This window comes from Streptomyces spongiae (genome assembly GCF_009377185.1).
Lineage (GTDB): Bacteria > Actinomycetota > Actinomycetes > Streptomycetales > Streptomycetaceae > Streptomyces > Streptomyces spongiae.
The window spans coordinates 1-17,316 of record NZ_VJZC01000037.1 but is presented as its reverse complement, the minus strand read 5'-3'; the positions used below and the strand labels follow the sequence as shown (position 1 = coordinate 17,316).

The following is a 17,316-nucleotide window of genomic DNA, read 5'->3' as shown; positions in this document are numbered from 1 at the left end:
TACCCGCAGGTGGGCAGGGCTACGCGAGCGACCTTCGTACCGCGTTGACCAGCGAGGCCGCGCGCACGTCGTCGGCTCCCCCGATGATTTTGTTCATCGCGTAACCGAAGGCGACGCCGTGCTCCAAGTCGGCGAAGCCGAGCGAGCCGCCTCGTCCCGTGTGGCCGAAAGAGCCTGCCCCAATCATCGGGTTGGTCTCGGTAGGCAGCATGTATCCGGCGCTGAATCGGCTCGGGATCAGCATCACCTGGTCCTTCCCGCTGGCCTGCTCCTTGGTCGCTGACTCAAGGATCTCCGGAGGAATCAGGCGCGTACCGTCCACCTCACCGATCAGCGCGGCGTACATGCGCGCCAGGCCGTGTGCGGTGCCGATGCCGTTGGAGGCCGGGAGTTCCGCGGCCTGCACCTCGGGCGAGTCGAAGTCGATCTCGGCGGGGTCGGTTACCGCGTACGCCCTGTTGCTGAATGACTCCGGATCCCGCCACGCGGCGACCTGCTCGCGGAGTTCTTCGGGAACCGACTCGGCGGGCATGGCGGTGAGGTCGACGGCCGGTCGCTGGTACACCATGCGGCTGACCCGGTCGCGTTGATCCGTCGGCAGTCCGATGAAGAAGTCCAATCCGAGGGGGGCGGCTATCTCGTCGGCGAAGAAGCGGCCCGGTGTCTGGCCGGATACCCGACGGATCACTTCGCCGACCAGCCAGCCCCAGGTCCGGCCGTGGTAGCCGTGCGCCGTGCCCGGAGTCCACTGGGGACGCTGAGCGGCCAATGCGGCCGCCATCGGATGCCAGGCCAACGCCTCATTCAGCGGGACGGGTTGATCCAGTGTGATCAGGCCGGCCTGGTGGGACAGCAGCCAGCGCACCGGGGTGTCCGCCTTGCCGTTCGCGGCGAACTCTGGCCAGTACTTCGCCACCGGCGCGTCTAGGTCCAGCGCACCGCGCTCGGCCAGCATGTGTGCCGCGGTCGCGGTCGCCCCCTTGGTAGCCGAGTAGACGAGCTGCAGCGTGTCCTGTGTCCACGGACGACCGGTTTCGGGGTCGGCGACGCCTCCCCACAGGTCCACCACCGGTCGCCCGTGCTGGTACACGCACACTGCCGCGCCGATGTCCCCGTGCTCGGAGAAGTTCGCTGCGAACGCCTCACGTACCGGTTCGAACCCAGCCGCGACCTGACCGTGGATCGTCGTCATGCCGTCCATCCTGGCATTGCGACTACCCAATGCGAGGGTGCGGGCTGGGCCTCGAAGTCCGAGAGGCGAGGTCATGCCGCGACGGGCACGGCCTGGAGCCGCTCACGGAACTCACGGACAGCGGGCACGGACTTGCGCGGTTCGAGGTGGGCGGAGAACTCCTTCAAGCGGTCCAGGGCTCGTACGGAACTGACACTGTTCTCCAGGAGTTCGGTGCCGTAGTTCGCGGCGTCCAGCGCCCCATCCAGGTCGCCGCCGGCGAGCCGGGCCTCAGCCAGGCGGCTGGAGCGTACGGCCTTGTCCCGAGGAGCCGCGCTCTTCACGGAGGTCTCCAGGGAGTCCGTGGCGCGTTCCACCTGCCCGGACCGCAGCAGGACCTTGCCCTCAGTCGACTTCAGCTGGGCTTCGCCGAACCAGTTGAGCCAGTCCGGGTTTGCCTCCGTCGTGTGGCGCTCCCAGTGGGACACGGCGCGGTTGAGCGCTGTTCCGGCGTTGCGGTGGTCGCCGTCGCGGGACAGTGCCTCGGCCTTGTGCAGGTAGAGGAAGGACTGGGTGTACGGCGACAGCGTGCGAGGGGCGTTGTCGATGGCGGTCGAGATGAGGGCGACGCGGTCGGCGGTTCGTCCGGCCTCGGAGACGTGAACGCCCATCTCCGCGAGGATGAAGGCACCGAACGCGTCGTCTCCGGCGGTACGGGCGCTGCGTAGAGCCCCGACGTAGTAGCGCTGGCCGACGGACCGCAGCCCCGCGTCGTAGGCCATCCAGCCGGTCAGGTGCGATACCCGGGCCGCCAAGGCGTAGAGGCGGAGCCGGATGCTCTCCGTGTACCTGCCAGTGCTCAGGAGGCCGGTGACCAGGGCGAGATCGCCGCGTGCCTGCTCCAGGAGCGTGGCGCCGCCGAGTTGGTCGTCGAGGGTGCGGAGCGTGCTGATGCGCTGCTCGATCGTCGAGACCATCGTGTCCGTGACCTGATCCCCGCCCAGGGCCGAGGCGAAGGCGGACGGCGCGTCCACCCAGCTCGCCGCGAGGCCCGTCAGGGCGGTGCCGGTGATGGTGAGAAAGCCCCGGCGGTCCATGCGGCCACTCCCCACGAGTTCGGACAACGCCTCAACGGTACCGGCCTCCGTCCATGGGGTGGTGAGTCCCGTGACTTCCCAGACCGGCAGCCACCGGGGCCATCCTTCCCTTCGCGCTTGCTCGTACGGGACGCGCAGCAAGTCGGCGAGTACGCGCTGGGCGTCCGCATCCGGCTCCTGCCCCTGCTCCCATTTCCATACGGTGGTCCGGTTGGTCGCGAGCGGGATTCCGAGCGACCGCCCGTGCGCCTGCATGAGCCGGGCGAACTCGGCCTTCCCCCAACCGCTCGTCTGGAGGAGGAAGCTCAGCGGGTGGACCGCCAACGGCTCACCAGGCATGTCATCACTCCCGTCATCCCCTCAAGGCGTAGTGGGGAGGCTACTTCGCGTCGCCGCGTACGGGGAGGGCGTCCCCAGGAGGAACCCCCTAGAAACGTTCCGCCTTGCTGGCTGGGGCCGTTGACTGAGTATCAGCCGTCCACGGAGCCCACGCAGGGTGACCGCTCCGGAGCGGTTCTCAGATCGGCGGCTCCGCCCCTGTTTCCCCGTCGGGGACGGAGCCGCTCTCCAACTCCTCGGAGGCGTCCGCCATGCCCACGCTCCTCCATCGGTTCGTCCTCGCGAGTGAGGAAAGGGAAGTTTCCCTTGCCCGGCGCAAGGTCGTCGACAAGGTGCGTGCATGGGGTGTGCCGTTGAACGACGACACGGCTGACGCGATTCGTCTTGTCGCCTCCGAACTCATCACCAACGCTGTGATCCATGGGGAAGGACCCGTCACCGTCGCGCTGTACCACCGTCCCGGCCGCTTGGTGATCGACGTGCTTGATGACAATCCTGCTGCTCCGCAGGCGAGTTGTGCCCAGGCGGACGACGAGAGCGGGCGCGGCCTGGCGCTGGTCGAGCTTCTCGCTTCGCGGTGTGCCTGGGAGCCCGTCGGCCAGGGGAAACGCGTATGGGCGGAGATCACCCTTCCCAAGGCGGCGCCCGCCATCCGAGCAGCTGTTCTGCACAGGCTGTACGCGCTACGGCCGAAGCGCGGTGTGGTATCCGAGCCCGAGTCGCTCAGTCTGGCGGTCGTGTGATGGGACGGCACGCATTACGAGCGAATCCGCTTCCTGATCCCGACGCGGTCTTCCGGCCCACTCGCCGGGACATCGACCCCGTCACCAGGGAACCCACTGACTACGCGCTATGGGATCGCCACGAATGGCAGGCGCGCGGCGAGTGCTGGCTGTGGTGCAGACGTGACGACGTCGAGGTGACGTGGATCGGGCCCGTCCGGTCGAGCAGCATGCACGCGGCCCTCTACGCCTGTCGTGCCTGCCTGTACGAGCTGGACCAGCGCGTTCTGGAGATCAACATGCGCAAGGACACCCGCGGTCTTCCGAACCACCGCTGACCCGACCTGTCCCTGGCGCCCACCTGCCGTTCATCGCACGCCCAATGACTGCCGCCCCACGGCAAACCACATCCCCCACGGCCGTGGGGCGGCCATCAACCTCCCGTCGGAGCCCTGGCGGGAGAAGCGAAGAGGAAGGAGTACGAGGTGGCAGAGCCCACGACACCGCCTCCGGCCCGAAGCGGCCTGCTCGTGGCGGTGCAAGAACTGACCGCCGTCCACGACCGGTACGACAGCCTCCGGTCGGACAACCAGGGTAGTTCCGGCGACGCGCCGTGGCCTGGTGGCGACGGCAACCTGCACGACAGCGAGTAGGCACCAAGCGGTGGGGGCCGGCGTGGTCGGCCGCGCCTGCCCCCACCGTCTCCGCATCAGTGGTCGAACCCATGGAGGAGGCACGATGGAACATCGGTTGATCAGCGCCATCGAGGCAGCGCTCGGCTGGAGTGGAGCCGAGGAACTGGGCAAGGGCTTCGTACGCGGGAGCATGGACGACCCCGCACTCGTCTCCCGCATCATGACCCCGAACCGCCTGCTCGACGTCGCGATGCGCAGGAGCCTGAACCGCCCGCAATTCCGGTGCTTCCAGAAGGGCGAGGAGGTCCATCCGGCTATCTACTACACCGACAGCGTCAGCCCCCGCGGCCAGAGCATCTCCATGGTCAACATGCGCAGCCTGGGCAGGCTCCTGGGTGAAGGCGCGACGGTGATCATGGACCAGGCCAACGTCTTCGATCCGACGATGGAGGTCGCCTGCCGGGCCCTGCAGTGGTGGTCCCGTGAGCGAGTCCAGGTCAACGCGTACCTGACGACGAACGACGCCTCCGGCTTCCCCTTGCACTGGGACGACCACGATGTCGTCATCGTCCAGCTCGCCGGTGAGAAGGAGTGGGAGGTGCGCGCGACCTCCCGCGCGGTCCCGATGTACCGGGACGCCGACCCCAACAGCACTCCGAGCGACGCGATCATCTGGTCCGGTCTGATGCGGACCGGCGACGTCATGCACATTCCGCGGGGCCACTGGCACCAGGCGACACGGACCGGCAGCGGCTCCGGCAAGAGCCTTCACGTCACGTTCGGCATCACCAAGCGCACAGGGGCGAGCTGGCTCGCGTGGCTGGCCGACTGGTGCCGCGAGCACGAGATCTTCCGCCACGACCTCGACCGCTCGCAGGGAACCGGCACCGACGCCCTGACCGAGGCCGCCGCCCAGCTGGTCAGCGAGCGTCCGCCAGCCGACTTCTTCGACGCGTACGAGCAGGCGACGACCCTGCCTCGGCACGTGCCGTTCCTCGACATACTCGGGCCGCTCGACGCCGTGGTGTGCACCACCCACTTCCCGCCCCAGATTCACGAGCACGGAGAAACCGTCGACATCGTGGCCTCGGGGAAGAAGCTCACCCTCGCGGCCAAAGCCCTGCCCGCACTGCGTCTGCTGCTGAGCGGCAGGCCGGTCGAACTGGAGCAGGCCGCGGCAGTCGCCGGGGCCGAAGCGACAGAGGTCGCAGAGGTCCTGGTGAAGGAGGAGCTGTGCGCGGTGCTGACCCCCGAATTGTCCTCGGGCTACACCGATCTCGTCACGAGCGCCAGCTCCTGACGGGGGCGCTCGACCTCGGCGTCACAGCACTCGACACCAGCACCAACTACCTCGGCTTCCGATCGCATCAGGTCCTGGCGCAGACGGCCGGAGACCTGCTGCCGAAGTTCACCGTCTCCACGAAGGTGGGCTACTTTCCGGCACCGGGCGGGGCGGAGCATTCCTTGGACCCCCTGCGGCTGCACGCGGCCGTGGAACAGGCGGCCGAGGACCTGGGGCGGGAGCCGGACCTGGTGTTCCTGCACAACCCGGAACACTCGCTCCGCGAGGCCGGCCCGCATGGCCAGGAGGTGCTGACCGAAGCGTGCGCAGCTCTCGATGCCGCCACGGGCAAGGGCTTGTGCGCCGCCTGGGGCATCGCCTCCTGGGATCCATCATTCCTGGTGGGACTGATCGGCCCGACCGTACCGAGGCCAGCGACCCTCATGGTCCGCGCCGGCCTTCTGGCCGGAGTCAGAACGCTGGATGCCGCAGACGCCCTCATCAGGGCATGGGACCTGGACCCCAGCGAGGTATGGGGCATGAGCCCCTTCGGGGGCAGCACCAGCGACGCGGTGTGGGCCAGGATCGACCCCCGTGTCTTCCTCGGTGGCAACCGTCAACTCTCGCGCGTGCAAGCGGCGTTCATGGCCGCCTATCACCTGCCGAGGGTCGGCACTGTGGCTGTGGGCACTGATGAGCCCGCCCACCTGGGCGAACTCGTCGGCGCCCTGGGCGGCGAGGTCGAGAAAGAAACGATCCAGGAGTACCGCAGTCTCCTGCGGGACCGTTCACACGATCAGCTGTTCTGAAGCTCCTTGATGACCTGTTCGGCCATGCGCCTGGCGGGTTCCAGCCGAGGGTCTTCCGGGTGCGCGTACGGCCCGAGGATCTTCGAGCAGGCAAACAGCGTCATCACCTTGCCGTCCCGGCTCTCGAAGTCGGACCGGCGCTCGTGCCGTACGCGATCGGCAAGAGCCGGGACAGCAAGGGAACTCGCCCACAGCGAGGCCGAGTCCAGCCCCAGCGGCGCGTTACCCCAGTCCTCCCAGTCGAAGAGACTGAACACCGGAGCGGTCATGTTGGCCCAGTTCAGGTCCGCGTGGGCCGGCACCCACTGCTCCACGGTCGTATCGAAATCGCCGGAGAAAACACCGCGGATGGACTCGGTGACCAGGACCTGGGTGATGGTGTCGGTGTCCGGCGTGGCGACCCGGCTCGTGCTCTGGGCCGCCAGTGCGTCCAACGACGCGTTCAATGTCTCCCACCAGTCATCCGGCAGCTCCGGGGCCTCGCTCAGGATGGCGTTTCCGACAGGAGCCCCTGGCAGAAGCTCGGTTTCGTCGGCTCGCCACAGCACCGGCCCGTCCGTGGCCCGCCAGACCACACATCCGTGCCATTCGGGCTGGGCGATGCCCTTCAGACGGGCGCCACTTTCAGTCCCGTTCCACCCCTGGTCGGAGATCTTGTCGAGCAGGCGCCGCTCGATCCGCACCCAGGTCCCGCGGTCGGTTCTGGCCCCCACGGATCTCCGCTTGCGCACCATCGTGTCCGCGAGCAGCACCACTTGGAGAGACCGCTCGACGCGATCAAGAACCTCGTCTACCGGCTGCACGCGTAGGTCGACAGCCTGACCCGTTGAGACCGAGAGCGTCATGGACGCGACCGTAGCAGTCGTGCGGTGCTCAGCAGAGTCCGCACCATGTCTGACCAGCGGGCTTGGATTCCTTGTCGAAGATCTACCGGCTGGGTTGCACGCCGCGCTCGAAGAATGCGTCGACATCATGGCAGCCGACAGGAACAGGGAGTGACGGCGTAGAGGCAATTCGGCCGCAGGGCCGGTGGTGCCTTCTGCTCTCCCTCGCCGTCGCCCGCTTCACCGCGCTGCTCGACAGCGACGACGAGGACGACCAGGAGACGGCGGAGGGCTTCCGCGCCGACCTCAACGACTACGTCAGGAAGTACGGCTTCCTCGCGCAGATCGTCCCCTACGGCGGCCTGGCGGATGATCCGCCGCGAGGAGGGGCTGGACGACGACATCTGATGCGTGTGCCCCGGCTGGATATGCTGGCCGGGGCATCCCTTGGAGGACATCGTGAGCACACAGCGCGACCACGGCACAGAGCTGATCCCGCGCCCCGCGCGGACCCCCGAGGCCCTCCGGGCCGCCCTTGCCGCCATCGCGCCGGAGCGGCTGCCGGAAATGGACGCCGATCAGCGCAAGGCCGTCGCCGCCGCCATAGAGCAGAGCAGCATCAAGCCCCTCCAGCTCTTCATGATCGCGTGGGCCGCCAACATCGAAATCGAGCGGTTTCCCGAGGCGGCGCGTGAGCTGCGCCGCGCCGAGTACATGGCCAACGCCGCCGTGACGCTTGAAGAAAGCCGCCGCTACGTAAGGATCTCCGGCGACATCATCCGCGCCGCGTACAAGGCGGTGTCCGAGTGACCTGGAGATGGGAGTACGACCCTGGCGAGGAGTATGTGGCGGGCGGAGCTCCGCCGGCCTTCATCGCCGAGGTCGAGAAGAAAGCCGACGAGTTGATCCGCGCCGCTGAAGCTCTCTACCTCGACGGCACGAGGTACGAAGGCATGGGGCCGAAGAGCGAAACCGTGGATGTCCCCGGAGGCATGTTCGTCTTCCTGATCGTCCCCCGGTTTGAGTGCGGCTACGTCCTCCAGGTGACCTGGATCTGACCCCAGCAGGTGGCCCCCGGCTCTTCGGAGCGGGGGGCGTTTTTCTGTCTCGGTTGACCGTGCAGGACATGAGGGCCCAGCCGCCCGTGCGACTGGGCCCGACGGCGGTGGTGAAGGTACGGCTCAGACGGTCCGGTCGGCGGGATGCCGACCGGGCGGCGCGCCCTCCTGCCCGTCGTCCACCACCGCGCCCGAGCGCTGTCGCACCGCGACCGCTGGACGGCATCCTGACGCAGCGGTCACACTTGACCCCTGACCGTGACTGTTCATCACGCACACCGGGGGCAAGGTGCCGCAGGAGGCGATCTCCGACCGTTACGAACTCCTGGAGGAGCTCAGCCACGGCGGCATGGGCGACGTGTGGCGCGGCTACGACGCCGTCCTCGACCGGCCCGTCGCCGTGAAGCTCATCCGGCAGGCGTCGGTCACCTCCCCGCAGCTGGCCGAGGAGTTCGCCAAGCGCTTCCGTCGCGAGGCCCGCATCACCGCGCGCATCCAGCATCCTGGCGTGCCGCAGGTGTACGACGCGGTGCTCGACGCGTCGTACGAGCGGCTGTTCCTGGTGATGGAGCTCGTCGACGGCGTACCTCTGTCCGCCTATCTCGACCCCGGCCGGCCACTGCCCGTCAGCTGGGCGGCCGCCGTCGCCGCGCAGGTCGCGACCGTGCTGTCGTACGCGCACGACGTGCCGGTGATCCACCGGGACCTCAAGCCGGGCAACATCCTCGTCGCCCGCGACGGCACCGTGAAGGTCCTCGACTTCGGTATCGCGGCGATGCTGCGAACCGATGTCACCAAGCTGACCGCGACCGGCAGCCCCATCGGCACCCACCAGTACATGTCGCCCGAGCAGGTCCGCGGCGGACGCATCACCCCGCAGACCGACCTGTACGCGCTCGGCTGTGTGCTGCACGAACTCCTCAGCGGACGGCTCGTGTTCGAGGCGGAGAGCGAGTACCTGCTGATGTACCAGCACGTCAACGCCGCCCCCACCCCGCTGCGACAGCTGCGGCCCGACGTCCCCGAGGCGCTGGAGGAGCTGGTCCTGCACCTGCTGCGCAAGGCGCCCGAGGCGCGGCCCGCCGACACGCAGGAGGTGTACGCGCGGCTGCTGCCGTTCCTCCCGCCGCCGGGCCAGGAGCCCGGCACGGCGGACGCCGGGCCGGCTGGCGCGCCCGACCCGACAGGCGTGTTCCGTCGCCCGTTCGCGCCCCGCGCCCGCGCCCAGGCCCCGGCGCCCGGTGGTCCGGCGCCGACGGCCGTCCTCCCGGGGGCCCCGCCGGTGCCCGTCCCCGCCCGGCTGCGCGAGGACATCAAGGAGGCGTACGCGCATTCCGACGCCCTGCTGGAGGAGGAGCGGTTCGCGCAGGCCGCCGAGGTGCTCGGCGAGGTCATCGCACCCGCCGCCCTCGCCCTCGGCTCCGAGAGCAGGCAGGTCCTGGCGCTGCGCCGCCAGCGGGCGGCGATCCGCCTCCTCGGCGGCGACTACCGGGCCGCCCTGCCCGAGTTCGACGCCCTCGCCGACGCCTACGCCCGTATCGCCGGGCCCACCGGCGAGCAGGCTCGCGCCTGCCGCGCCCAGGCGGCCCGCTGCCGCGCCGAACTCGGCCAGGTCACCGACGCGCTGGCCGCGCTCCAGGGTGTGCTGAACGTCGTGCGGGCCGTCGACAGCGACGTGAGCGAGGAGGCCGTGGAGCTGCGGCACAACATCGGGATGCTGCTGCTCGCCCAGGGCCGGACCGCCGAGGCGCGGCAGGTCCTCGAACCACTCCACCAGGACATGTGCATGGTGTTCGGCCCGGAGGACGAGATGACCGTCGAGATCGCCGAGGCGCTCGCCGTGATCCGCCTCGACCTCGACGGTTCGGCTTCCTGACCCGCTTCCTGCAGAAGCGGCATCGCCAACACCATGCCGCTCTGCGGCCGAGGGTTTCACGACGGTCACGTCGCCGGGTGGTGTAGCGCTCACCACGGTGGCCGCCAGGTCAGTGGTGCCGCCGACCGTGTTCCGATCCTCTGGCGACGAGTCCACCACGCCGGTTTCCCACTTGTCGTGGGCTTGCTGGTCGGATGTCGGCCCACGGGAGGGAGCGTGAGCGAGATCAGCGTGCCGGAAGGACGGCAGACAGTACGCTGAATCCAGCGGGATCGGGCCCGCAGCACAGTGTCCGGGAGGTGCTTCATGACGGCCGAGATGATGGCCCCGGCGTGGATGCACGAGCAGATCACGGCGGAGGAGTACGAGTCCTGGTCCGAGGAGCAGTGCGCCGGTATCGAGATCGTGGACGGGATGGTCGTCGTAAGTCGGAGTGCGTCCAAGCGGCACAACCGGCTGGCCCGGATTTTGGCGAACGCCCTGGATGCCGCCGCGGGCCCGGAGTGGAACGCCGACACGGACTTCGACGTCCGGCTTCAGGACGTCCCCCTCACCAATCGCCGCCCGGACGTCGTCGTGTACCGCGCAGACACGATCGACATCACCCCCACTCGCCCTGAGCACGTGCTGCTGGTCGCGGAGGTGCTGTCGCCGGGCTCGGAGACCACCGACCGCATCGTGAAGGTCGACCAGTACGCCAAGGCGGGCATCGGCTTTTACTGGAGGATCGAGCAGGCTGCGACAGGCGTTCCCCTCGTGTACACCTACGTTCTCGACCCCGCGACGAAGACCTACCGGGACGGAGACGTGTTCACCGGCGTCCTCAAGGTAGCGGCCCCCTTCCCCGTGCAGATCGACCTCGGCCAGGTCTGACCCACGCGCTGCTCAGCAGCCGGCAGCGCGTGAGCGATGCGTGAGCGGACTGCCCGATACAGGGCGGCATGAGCCGGATCAAGCGGCTCGACGCGCGGTTCTGACCAGGGAAAACAGCACCGTACGGCAGCGCCAGGTACCCCCCGGCAAGGATTCGATCCCACTCCTAAAGCGGGTGTCGCAGGTTCGAATCCTGCCGGGGGCACAACAAAGTGCCAGGCAATTGGACATAACACCCCTCTGCGGATGTCACGGAGGGGTGCTTTTGTCTCAAATGGGAACCTGGTGGGAACGGCACGATGAGTAACATCAGGCATATTTACGTCGATCACGCCGTGGGGTTTCGCGCGGTTTCGCCGTGACTTGTGCGGCATTTCCGCCCCGGCCAGCCCGCTTCGGCGGCGTTGGGTACCGGCGGAAATACCTGGCCGCGCGCACTGGAGAACCCTCTGAGGAAAACGGTGCACACCGCTTCGATCGCCATGGTGCGCACCCGCCCGGCGTCTCGCACTTCAGTCCCGTACTCCATGTGCACGAGGTGCCCACCGATGCGCATCACTCACGTAGTAACATGTACTACATGGAGACCACGGCCCGCGAGTTCAACCAGAAGTCCTCCCAGATCCTCGCCGCAGCAGCCCGCGGCGAGACCATCACCGTCACCAAGAACGGCACCCCCGTCGCACGGGTCGTCCCGATAGACGACACCGAGGTGCCCCCGTACCCGACCGACGCCATGGGCGACCTCGAGCTCCCCGACCTTGGCCTGCCCGACCTCACCGACGACGAGATCGAGGACACCCTCAAGGGGATGGGCGCGTGAGCCTGGTCGCCGTCGCCGACACCAACGGCCTGTACCGCCTGCTCGACCCGAAACTCACCGGCCATCAGGAACACAAGAAGGCCCTGGCAGCAGCCAGCCACATCATTATCTCCCCCATGGTCCTGGCCGAACTGGACTACTTGATCTCAACCCGTGCCGGAGCCCAGAAGGCCCTGATCGCGGCGCGCTTCATCGAACGTAACGTCGCAACCCGACGCTTCGAGGTGCCCTCCGTCAGCACACATCTGAGCGCGGCGATCGCGGTCGCCGAAGGCTACGCGGACGCCGACGGCGGCAAAGGCATCGGCCTCACCGACGCCATGAACGTCGCCCTCGCCGCCGCCTACCGCACAGATGCCCTGCTCACCACCGACCACCACTTCCGCATGCTCCGGCCCCTGACCGGCCACCAGGCATTCCGGCTCCTACCCGAAGATCTGTAGTCACGGCGGCCTTGCCTGCTCCGGGACGCCCGCTCACCGCTTCGCAAGGCGTCGTCTCGCGAAGGTTCGATCAGCCTTGGGTGTCCGGCCTAACAGCGGCTAACACAATGAGGTGGATCGCTCCTGGTTGCCGTGTCCGGGGCGGAAGTTGAGCGTTCGGTCCACTGTGGGGACGTCACCGTGGATCGTGTCGGATGAGTTGTGGGATCACCTGGAGCCGCTGCTGCCGCAGCGTGAGCGCAGGTTCCGGTATCCGGGCCGCAAGCCGTTGCCGGACCGGGACGTGCTGTGCGGGATCTTGTACGTGCTGCACACCGGGATCCAGTGGGAGTACCTGCCGCAGGACCTCGGCTTCGGCTCGGGCATGACGTGCTGGCGCCGTCTGCGGGACTGGAACGAGGCCGGCGTCTGGCAACGACTGCACGAGGTCCTGCTGGCCGAGCTGAACGCGACCTCCCGGCTGGACTAAAAGGGGGATCCACACGGGCCCCTCGCCGGTCGACCGAGGCCAGGCCAGCTCGAAACACCACCTGATCACCGACGGGTACGGCACCCCGCTCGCGGTCCTGCTGACCGGGGGGCAACCGCAACGACGTCACCCAACTCCTGCCCCTGCTCGACGGGATCCCGCCGGTCCGCGGCCGGGTCGGCCGTCCCCGCCGCAAGCCGGACTCGCTGTTCGCCGACCGCGGCTACGACCATGACGTCTACCGCGACCAGGTCCGCGCCCGCGGCATCGTGCCCGCGATCGCCCGCCGCGGCACCCCGCACGGCACCGGACTGGGCACCTACCGCTGGGTGGTCGAGCGAAGTTTTGCGTGGCTGCACGGCTTCCGCCGTCTGCGCATCCGATGGGAACGGCGAGCCGACATCCACGAAGCGTTCCTCAAACTCGCCTGCTGCCTGATCACCCACCGACAACTCGGCTCATTGTGTTAGCCGTTGTAAGAGATGCCGCGTGTAGGGGCGCCGTCGCGAGCGCCGCGATACCGCCGCCCGGACCAGCGGAATCTCTTAGTGATCGAGCGATGATCGGTCGTGGCGACGGACCCGCGAGGGCGGTTTGCCGTCGGGGGGCTGAGTAGTGCCCCACGCGCTCGGCCGAGAATTGACAGTTTGTTACTCGCTACCACTGGGTTCTCTGGTACGTCTGGCCGAAACGGTCGAACCCTGACAGGGCGCACATGCCCCACGCCTCCGAATTCCGGACCGAGACGTATTTGCGTTGGAGCGCACTTCAATTCCTAGGTTCGGAAGCATGCGATACATCAAACTCGGAACGACCGGACTGGAAGTCTCCGGCATCACCCTCGGCTGCATGAGTTTCGGCTCGCCGGACCGGGGCGGCGAGCCCTGGTCGTTGGGCGCGGACGCCAGCCGGGACATCATCAAGCAGGCCCTCGAGGGCGGCGTCAACTTCCTCGACACGGCCAATGGCTACAGCGCCGGAAGCAGCGAGGAGATCGTCGGCCAGGCGGTCAAGGACTTCACCCGGCGCGAGGAGGTCGTTCTCTCCACCAAGGTCTGGATGCGGATGCGCCCCGGCCCGAACGGCGCCGGGCTGTCCCGCAAGGCGATCTTCGCCGAGCTCGACGCCTCCCTGAAGCGACTGGGGACCGACTACATCGACCTGTACCAGATCCACCGCTGGGACTACGACACCCCGATCGAGGAAACCCTCGAGGCGCTGCACGACGCGGTCAAGTCCGGGAAGGTCCGCTACATCGGAGCCTCTTCCATGTACGCCTGGCAGTTCGCCAAGGCCCTGTACCTGGCTGACCTGAACGGCTGGACCCGGTTCGTGTCGATGCAGGACCACTACAACCTCATCCACCGAGAAGCAGAGCGCGAGATGCTCCCGCTCTGCGCCGACCAGGGCATCGGCGTGATCCCGTGGAGCCCGCTGGCGCGGGGCAGGCTGACGCGGGCCAGGGACACCGCCACGGCGCGTGCCGAGACCGACGAGGGCGGCAAGATCCTCTAACGAGACGAGGACCAGGCAGTGGCCGAGCGTGTCCACGAGATCGCGGGCAAGCGGGGTCTGTCCCCGGCCCAGATCGCCCTGGCCTGGGTCATGCGCAACCCGGCGGTGACCTCACCCATCGTCGGGGTCACCAAGCCGGCCCAGCTGGCCGACGCGGTCGCCGCGGTGGACGTCGACCTCGACGAAGACGAGGCCGCCTACTTGGAGGAGCCCTACCAGCCGCACGAGGCCGCCTACCTGGAGGAGTCCTTCTACAAGCCGCACCCTGTCGCGGGCTCCCGGTAGTCCGGGCTACCGCCGGGCCTTCGACGAGTCCTTGGCCTCGCCCTTCACCGCCCTGTGGTCGGCCCTGCGGTGCTCGCGGGCGGTCGCGCGCAACTGCATGATCCGCGCGCTGCCGGCCAGCGCGGTGAGCAGGATGCCCGCCACCGCAGCCAGCAGCAGGGCCACGCGCAGCGGAACGTGCCCGTGGGCACCGAAGTAGCTGACGTCCACCGACTGCAACTCGAAGATCAGCCGGTGGACGTTCTTGTATCCGGACACTCACTCCGACGCCGGGACAAACGCCCGGATCAGGTGGGAGCCCGTACACCACTTCTCAGGACGCAACCCGTCCCCAGGCCCTCGGCTGGGAACCTGGTGGGAACAGCAAGACTAAGAAGGCCCGCGAAGGATCGTGAAAGATCACTGCCCGGTCTTCCCCTGATAGGCCGCTGACCTGCGAAGACAGCGATGCATCAAGCCGCGAGGACGCGCAGCCGGGACGGAGCCACCGTCAGGCCGCAGGCCTCCATGACCGAGCCGTACGAGCTGAGCAGCCGGGCAGTGGATATCGGCAGGCCGACCGTGGACCAGTAGAGGCCCGGCCCCCCCCTTGGTCTCGTGGCTTGACAACAGCATTAGGCAGCAGCCCCAGTGGCAGCCGGGGTGACGGCGGCGGCTCCAGCGGCGGCCCCACCCCACGGCGCGCTGGCGAATGCGGGCCAGTTTGGAGTGGACACCTTCGATGCCCCCCCGCAGCAACGAGTGGGCTGATGTCAGGTTTGTTGTGATGGTGTCTTGGCGGTGCGTCTGGTGAGCAATCCCGCGAACAGCATCACGATCAAACTGATCCCCACACCGCACAACGTCCACAGCACCCGGTAACCCTCGGCCGCATTGTCAGAGGGCTGCGGCAGGTCCACGAGGATGAGCGCTCCTGCGGCGATGGCCGCGGTGTACAGCGTGTAGTTCCAGAGACGGATCCCCGCTCCATGCATGAACAGTACGAGCGCCACCATTTCGAGTCCGCGATTCACCGCGAACAGCCTCACACCGCTTTCGCTCGCCGGCACCCATAGCAGCAGCCCAGCTACGACGGCACCGATGAACGCACCGGCGAGACGCTGCGCGCTGACAAGCGCGGCCTGCTCCAGGCTTGGTTTCAACCCGATCATGGCCGCGATCGGGATCCAGGAGCCGTACGAGAGATCCAGTCCGTACGCCAGCGCGACGGTGCCGGCGATGACCACGGCGCGGATCACCGCGAACAGGATCAGCGGACGGGTCAGCTCCCTTCGGGAAGTGTCACCCGGGAGCTCCGAGAAGGGCTGGTCCTGGTCCGTGCGCCGCCGGATGAGCCACCAGAGGAAGGTCACCGTGATCCACAGCGCCGCGCCTCCGGTCCAGGAGAGGACCTGAGCCCAGACGTAGCTGGTGATGCGGGCCTCGTCGTGGATGCTGAACTCGAGTGCGACGGCGACGATGAACCAGACGTTGAGAAGCATGCCGTTGACGAATCTGCGCACGCCGAACGCGATCGCCAGCCCGGACACCAGCGTGACAACGAAAGACGTGAGCACCAGCCAGCCCCAGGCTTCTGACCCGACACCGAAGGCCAGCGCGGTCACCCCAGCGCCGATCAGCGCGAAGAGGGCGATGTAGAGCGCGCGGTGTCCGAAGCCGCCTCCGGGATCGGCCAGCGCCGCGAACAGCAGGCCGAACAACGCGCTGAGCAGGTACACCTCATGCCCGATCGCCCAAAAGACGAACATCGGCACCAACCCAGCGTCCAGGAACGCCACTGCTCGCGGCCAGTTCAACCCTCCCGGGGCGAGCTCGAACACTTTCGACAGCCAGGTCATGAGTTTTCCCCGATGAACGGGCTGTCCTGCGCGTCTGCTCTCCGTGGTCACGGCCGCCCTCTCTCGCACGATCTGCTATATGTGCCCCTTCATGGCGAATTCTCTGAGTCTGTCGAGGCTGCCACGAAGAGACCCGCCGAGGCAGGCGACGAGAGGCCGCCGGGCACGGATCGGCCGTCGTGGGTTGCTCTGGCCGACGTCCCGATAGCGTGACTGAGGCCGGTGGGGGTGCAGCGAGGCACACGCGTGCGTGGTCGGTCGGCGCGCCCGCCGTCGTGGCTGACTGTCGTCGGCTGAGGTGCAGACGGGCTCCGGATCAACTCTGGAAGTGGTGACCGCGCCGCTGCAAGGAGCGAGGACACCAGAGCGTGCCCCGTCGGGAGAACGCACGGTTCGTGGTGCGGCAGGGGCCGCGAGAGGTAACGGTCCTTCGCCGGTCGAGCTGACATCAGTGCTGACATCAACGGCGGCGGACGGGGGCAGACAGTGACGGTCCCGTACGACTATCGCCACCGGGCGGTGAGGCTTCTCACCTGCGTCACCTTCACCGTTATGAGAATGGGCCGATGTCATCGAGTCGGCCCCTGAGACGTAGCTGAGTTCCCTGGGGGTGGACGGCGGGGCGTCCGTACCGCGTCCGCGCGACCTGCGGACCGTCGCAGACCTGCTCGACGAGGCCATGGACGGTGTGTGCCATCCCGCCCGCCGACACGGCGCGTCGCGAAGCCGCTCTGGGGCGGGCCGCCGCCCGTTCCCCGAGGCGGGCATGGGTCGCGCGGCACTGGCGGCAGGCAGTGAGGTACTGCACGCAGTGTGACACCGCGGCTGGCAGCCCGCCGATGCGGCGCGCGCCCTGGCCAACGCCGGGCGCGCCCGCAGGACTCTTGAATAAGTCCAGATATAATAAGCGCACCTATCCATACAGGGATGTGCAGTGGATAAACCCGCCGAGATGTTCGACCGCGACTTCGAGTGGGCCGAGCTGACCCGCTTCGCCGCCCTGCCCGGACCGCGCGCCACCCTCGGCGTGGTCTCCGGCCGCCGCCGCCAGGGCAAGACCTTCCTCCTGGACGCCGTCACACGGGCAAGCGGCGGCTTCATGTTCACCGCCACCGAGACCACCGAAGCCGACGCCCTGCGCCAGTTCGGCGAAGCCCTCGCCCGCCACCGCGACCAGCCCACCCCATTCCGCTTCGCCCACTGGGACGAGGCAGTCACCGAGCTCATGCGCATCGCCGACAGGGGCGGCCCCACCGT

17 protein-coding genes and 3 pseudogenes are annotated in these 17,316 nt (G+C 68.2%); 14 read left to right on the top strand and 6 right to left on the bottom strand.

Going from position 1 to position 17,316, the window contains the following annotated elements; all coding sequences use genetic code 11:
* Positions 1-19 precede the first annotated feature (19 nt).
* Entirely contained in the window at positions 20-1,192 is a 1,173-nt protein-coding gene (locus FNH08_RS08530) for a serine hydrolase domain-containing protein (RefSeq protein WP_152770786.1), read from the bottom strand.
* Between the two features lie 71 nt (positions 1,193-1,263).
* On the bottom strand, positions 1,264-2,607 hold the full coding sequence (locus FNH08_RS08525; protein ID WP_152770785.1) for a transcriptional regulator: 1,344 nt from the start codon (positions 2,605-2,607) through the stop codon (positions 1,264-1,266).
* Positions 2,608-2,858: 251 nt separating this feature from the next.
* On the opposite strand from FNH08_RS08525, the gene FNH08_RS08520 reads away from it, so the two are divergent.
* The 5 genes from FNH08_RS08520 to FNH08_RS08505 all read left to right on the top strand — a co-directional run bounded on the left by FNH08_RS08520 (position 2,859) and on the right by FNH08_RS08505 (position 6,055).
* Positions 2,859-3,350 carry an ATP-binding protein gene (locus FNH08_RS08520; RefSeq protein ID WP_152770784.1) on the top strand — a complete coding sequence of 164 codons (492 nt, stop codon included), beginning with the start codon at positions 2,859-2,861 and terminating at the stop codon, positions 3,348-3,350.
* Complete coding sequence (locus FNH08_RS08515) at positions 3,350-3,667, top strand: hypothetical protein (RefSeq protein ID WP_152770783.1); 318 nt, start codon at positions 3,350-3,352, stop codon at positions 3,665-3,667. Before FNH08_RS08520 ends, FNH08_RS08515 begins: the two co-directional genes overlap by 1 nt.
* Positions 3,668-3,814: 147 nt before the next feature.
* Positions 3,815-3,982 carry a hypothetical protein gene (locus FNH08_RS50650; RefSeq protein ID WP_167307964.1) on the top strand — a complete coding sequence of 56 codons (168 nt, stop codon included), beginning with the start codon at positions 3,815-3,817 and terminating at the stop codon, positions 3,980-3,982.
* A gap of 85 nt (positions 3,983-4,067) precedes the next feature.
* On the top strand, positions 4,068-5,264 hold the full coding sequence (locus FNH08_RS08510; protein ID WP_152770782.1) for a JmjC domain-containing protein: 1,197 nt from the start codon (positions 4,068-4,070) through the stop codon (positions 5,262-5,264).
* The gene (locus tag FNH08_RS08505) at positions 5,198-6,055 is read left to right on the top strand and encodes an aldo/keto reductase (protein ID WP_322724018.1); all 858 of its coding nucleotides are present in this window, start codon (positions 5,198-5,200) and stop codon (positions 6,053-6,055) included. The genes FNH08_RS08510 and FNH08_RS08505 overlap by 67 nt, the downstream gene beginning before the upstream one ends.
* Here FNH08_RS08505 and FNH08_RS08500 read toward each other — a convergent pair.
* Positions 6,043-6,900, bottom strand: coding sequence for a hypothetical protein (locus FNH08_RS08500; RefSeq protein WP_152770781.1), 858 nt, complete (start codon positions 6,898-6,900; stop codon positions 6,043-6,045). The genes FNH08_RS08505 and FNH08_RS08500 overlap by 13 nt on opposite strands.
* Before the next feature lie 125 nt (positions 6,901-7,025).
* On the bottom strand, positions 7,026-7,283 hold the full coding sequence (locus FNH08_RS50645; RefSeq protein ID WP_194238421.1) for a hypothetical protein: 258 nt from the start codon (positions 7,281-7,283) through the stop codon (positions 7,026-7,028).
* A 55-nt stretch (positions 7,284-7,338) separates the two neighbouring features.
* Here FNH08_RS50645 and FNH08_RS08495 point away from each other — a divergent pair, with 55 nt between their 5' ends.
* From FNH08_RS08495 to FNH08_RS08460, 8 genes and pseudogenes are all read left to right on the top strand, one after another.
* On the top strand, positions 7,339-7,689 hold the full coding sequence (locus FNH08_RS08495) for a hypothetical protein (protein ID WP_322724016.1): 351 nt from the start codon (positions 7,339-7,341) through the stop codon (positions 7,687-7,689).
* Positions 7,686-7,937 (top strand): hypothetical protein, encoded by a 252-nt coding sequence (locus FNH08_RS08490; RefSeq protein WP_228033985.1) that lies wholly within the window; start codon positions 7,686-7,688, stop codon positions 7,935-7,937. The genes FNH08_RS08495 and FNH08_RS08490 overlap by 4 nt, the downstream gene beginning before the upstream one ends.
* A gap of 289 nt (positions 7,938-8,226) precedes the next feature.
* Positions 8,227-9,813, top strand: coding sequence for a serine/threonine-protein kinase (locus FNH08_RS08485; RefSeq protein WP_322724015.1), 1,587 nt, complete (start codon positions 8,227-8,229; stop codon positions 9,811-9,813).
* A 306-nt stretch (positions 9,814-10,119) separates the two neighbouring features.
* A complete protein-coding gene (locus FNH08_RS08480) occupies positions 10,120-10,686 on the top strand; it encodes a Uma2 family endonuclease (RefSeq protein WP_152770778.1) in 567 nt (188 codons plus the stop codon).
* Between the two features lie 580 nt (positions 10,687-11,266).
* The gene (locus tag FNH08_RS08475; RefSeq protein ID WP_152770777.1) at positions 11,267-11,509 is read left to right on the top strand and encodes a type II toxin-antitoxin system Phd/YefM family antitoxin; all 243 of its coding nucleotides are present in this window, start codon (positions 11,267-11,269) and stop codon (positions 11,507-11,509) included.
* Positions 11,506-11,952 carry a PIN domain-containing protein gene (locus FNH08_RS08470; RefSeq protein WP_322724014.1) on the top strand — a complete coding sequence of 149 codons (447 nt, stop codon included), beginning with the start codon at positions 11,506-11,508 and terminating at the stop codon, positions 11,950-11,952. Before FNH08_RS08475 ends, FNH08_RS08470 begins: the two co-directional genes overlap by 4 nt.
* 127 nt (positions 11,953-12,079) lie before the next feature.
* Positions 12,080-12,891, top strand: a pseudogene (locus FNH08_RS08465) (IS5 family transposase).
* A gap of 319 nt (positions 12,892-13,210) precedes the next feature.
* Positions 13,211-14,221 (top strand): annotated as a pseudogene (locus tag FNH08_RS08460) (aldo/keto reductase).
* Positions 14,222-14,227: 6 nt separating this feature from the next.
* Here the strand turns inward: FNH08_RS08460 and FNH08_RS08455 are convergent.
* Together FNH08_RS08455 and FNH08_RS08450 are read right to left on the bottom strand one after the other, a co-directional pair.
* A complete protein-coding gene (locus FNH08_RS08455; RefSeq protein ID WP_322724012.1) occupies positions 14,228-14,479 on the bottom strand; it encodes a LapA family protein in 252 nt (83 codons plus the stop codon).
* 494 nt (positions 14,480-14,973) lie between these two features.
* A complete protein-coding gene (locus FNH08_RS08450; protein ID WP_152770776.1) occupies positions 14,974-16,059 on the bottom strand; it encodes an FUSC family protein in 1,086 nt (361 codons plus the stop codon).
* A gap of 934 nt (positions 16,060-16,993) precedes the next feature.
* Between FNH08_RS08450 and FNH08_RS08445 the strand changes: the two are divergent.
* Positions 16,994-17,316: pseudogene (locus FNH08_RS08445) on the top strand (ATP-binding protein); the annotation flags it as partial.

Coding starts and splice junctions, on each gene's coding strand:
- FNH08_RS08500 (WP_152770781.1), bottom strand. CDS start 6,900: ATGACGCTCTCGGTCTCAACGGGTCAGGCTGTCGACCTACGCGTGCAG.
- FNH08_RS08530 (WP_152770786.1), bottom strand. CDS start 1,192: ATGACGACGATCCACGGTCAGGTCGCGGCTGGGTTCGAACCGGTACGT.
- FNH08_RS08475 (WP_152770777.1), top strand. CDS start 11,267: ATGGAGACCACGGCCCGCGAGTTCAACCAGAAGTCCTCCCAGATCCTC.
- FNH08_RS08525 (WP_152770785.1), bottom strand. CDS start 2,607: ATGCCTGGTGAGCCGTTGGCGGTCCACCCGCTGAGCTTCCTCCTCCAG.
- FNH08_RS08515 (WP_152770783.1), top strand. CDS start 3,350: ATGGGACGGCACGCATTACGAGCGAATCCGCTTCCTGATCCCGACGCG.
- FNH08_RS08510 (WP_152770782.1), top strand. CDS start 4,068: ATGGAACATCGGTTGATCAGCGCCATCGAGGCAGCGCTCGGCTGGAGT.
- FNH08_RS08520 (WP_152770784.1), top strand. CDS start 2,859: ATGCCCACGCTCCTCCATCGGTTCGTCCTCGCGAGTGAGGAAAGGGAA.
- FNH08_RS08480 (WP_152770778.1), top strand. CDS start 10,120: ATGACGGCCGAGATGATGGCCCCGGCGTGGATGCACGAGCAGATCACG.
- FNH08_RS08450 (WP_152770776.1), bottom strand. CDS start 16,059: ATGACCTGGCTGTCGAAAGTGTTCGAGCTCGCCCCGGGAGGGTTGAAC.
- FNH08_RS50645 (WP_194238421.1), bottom strand. CDS start 7,283: ATGTCGTCGTCCAGCCCCTCCTCGCGGCGGATCATCCGCCAGGCCGCC.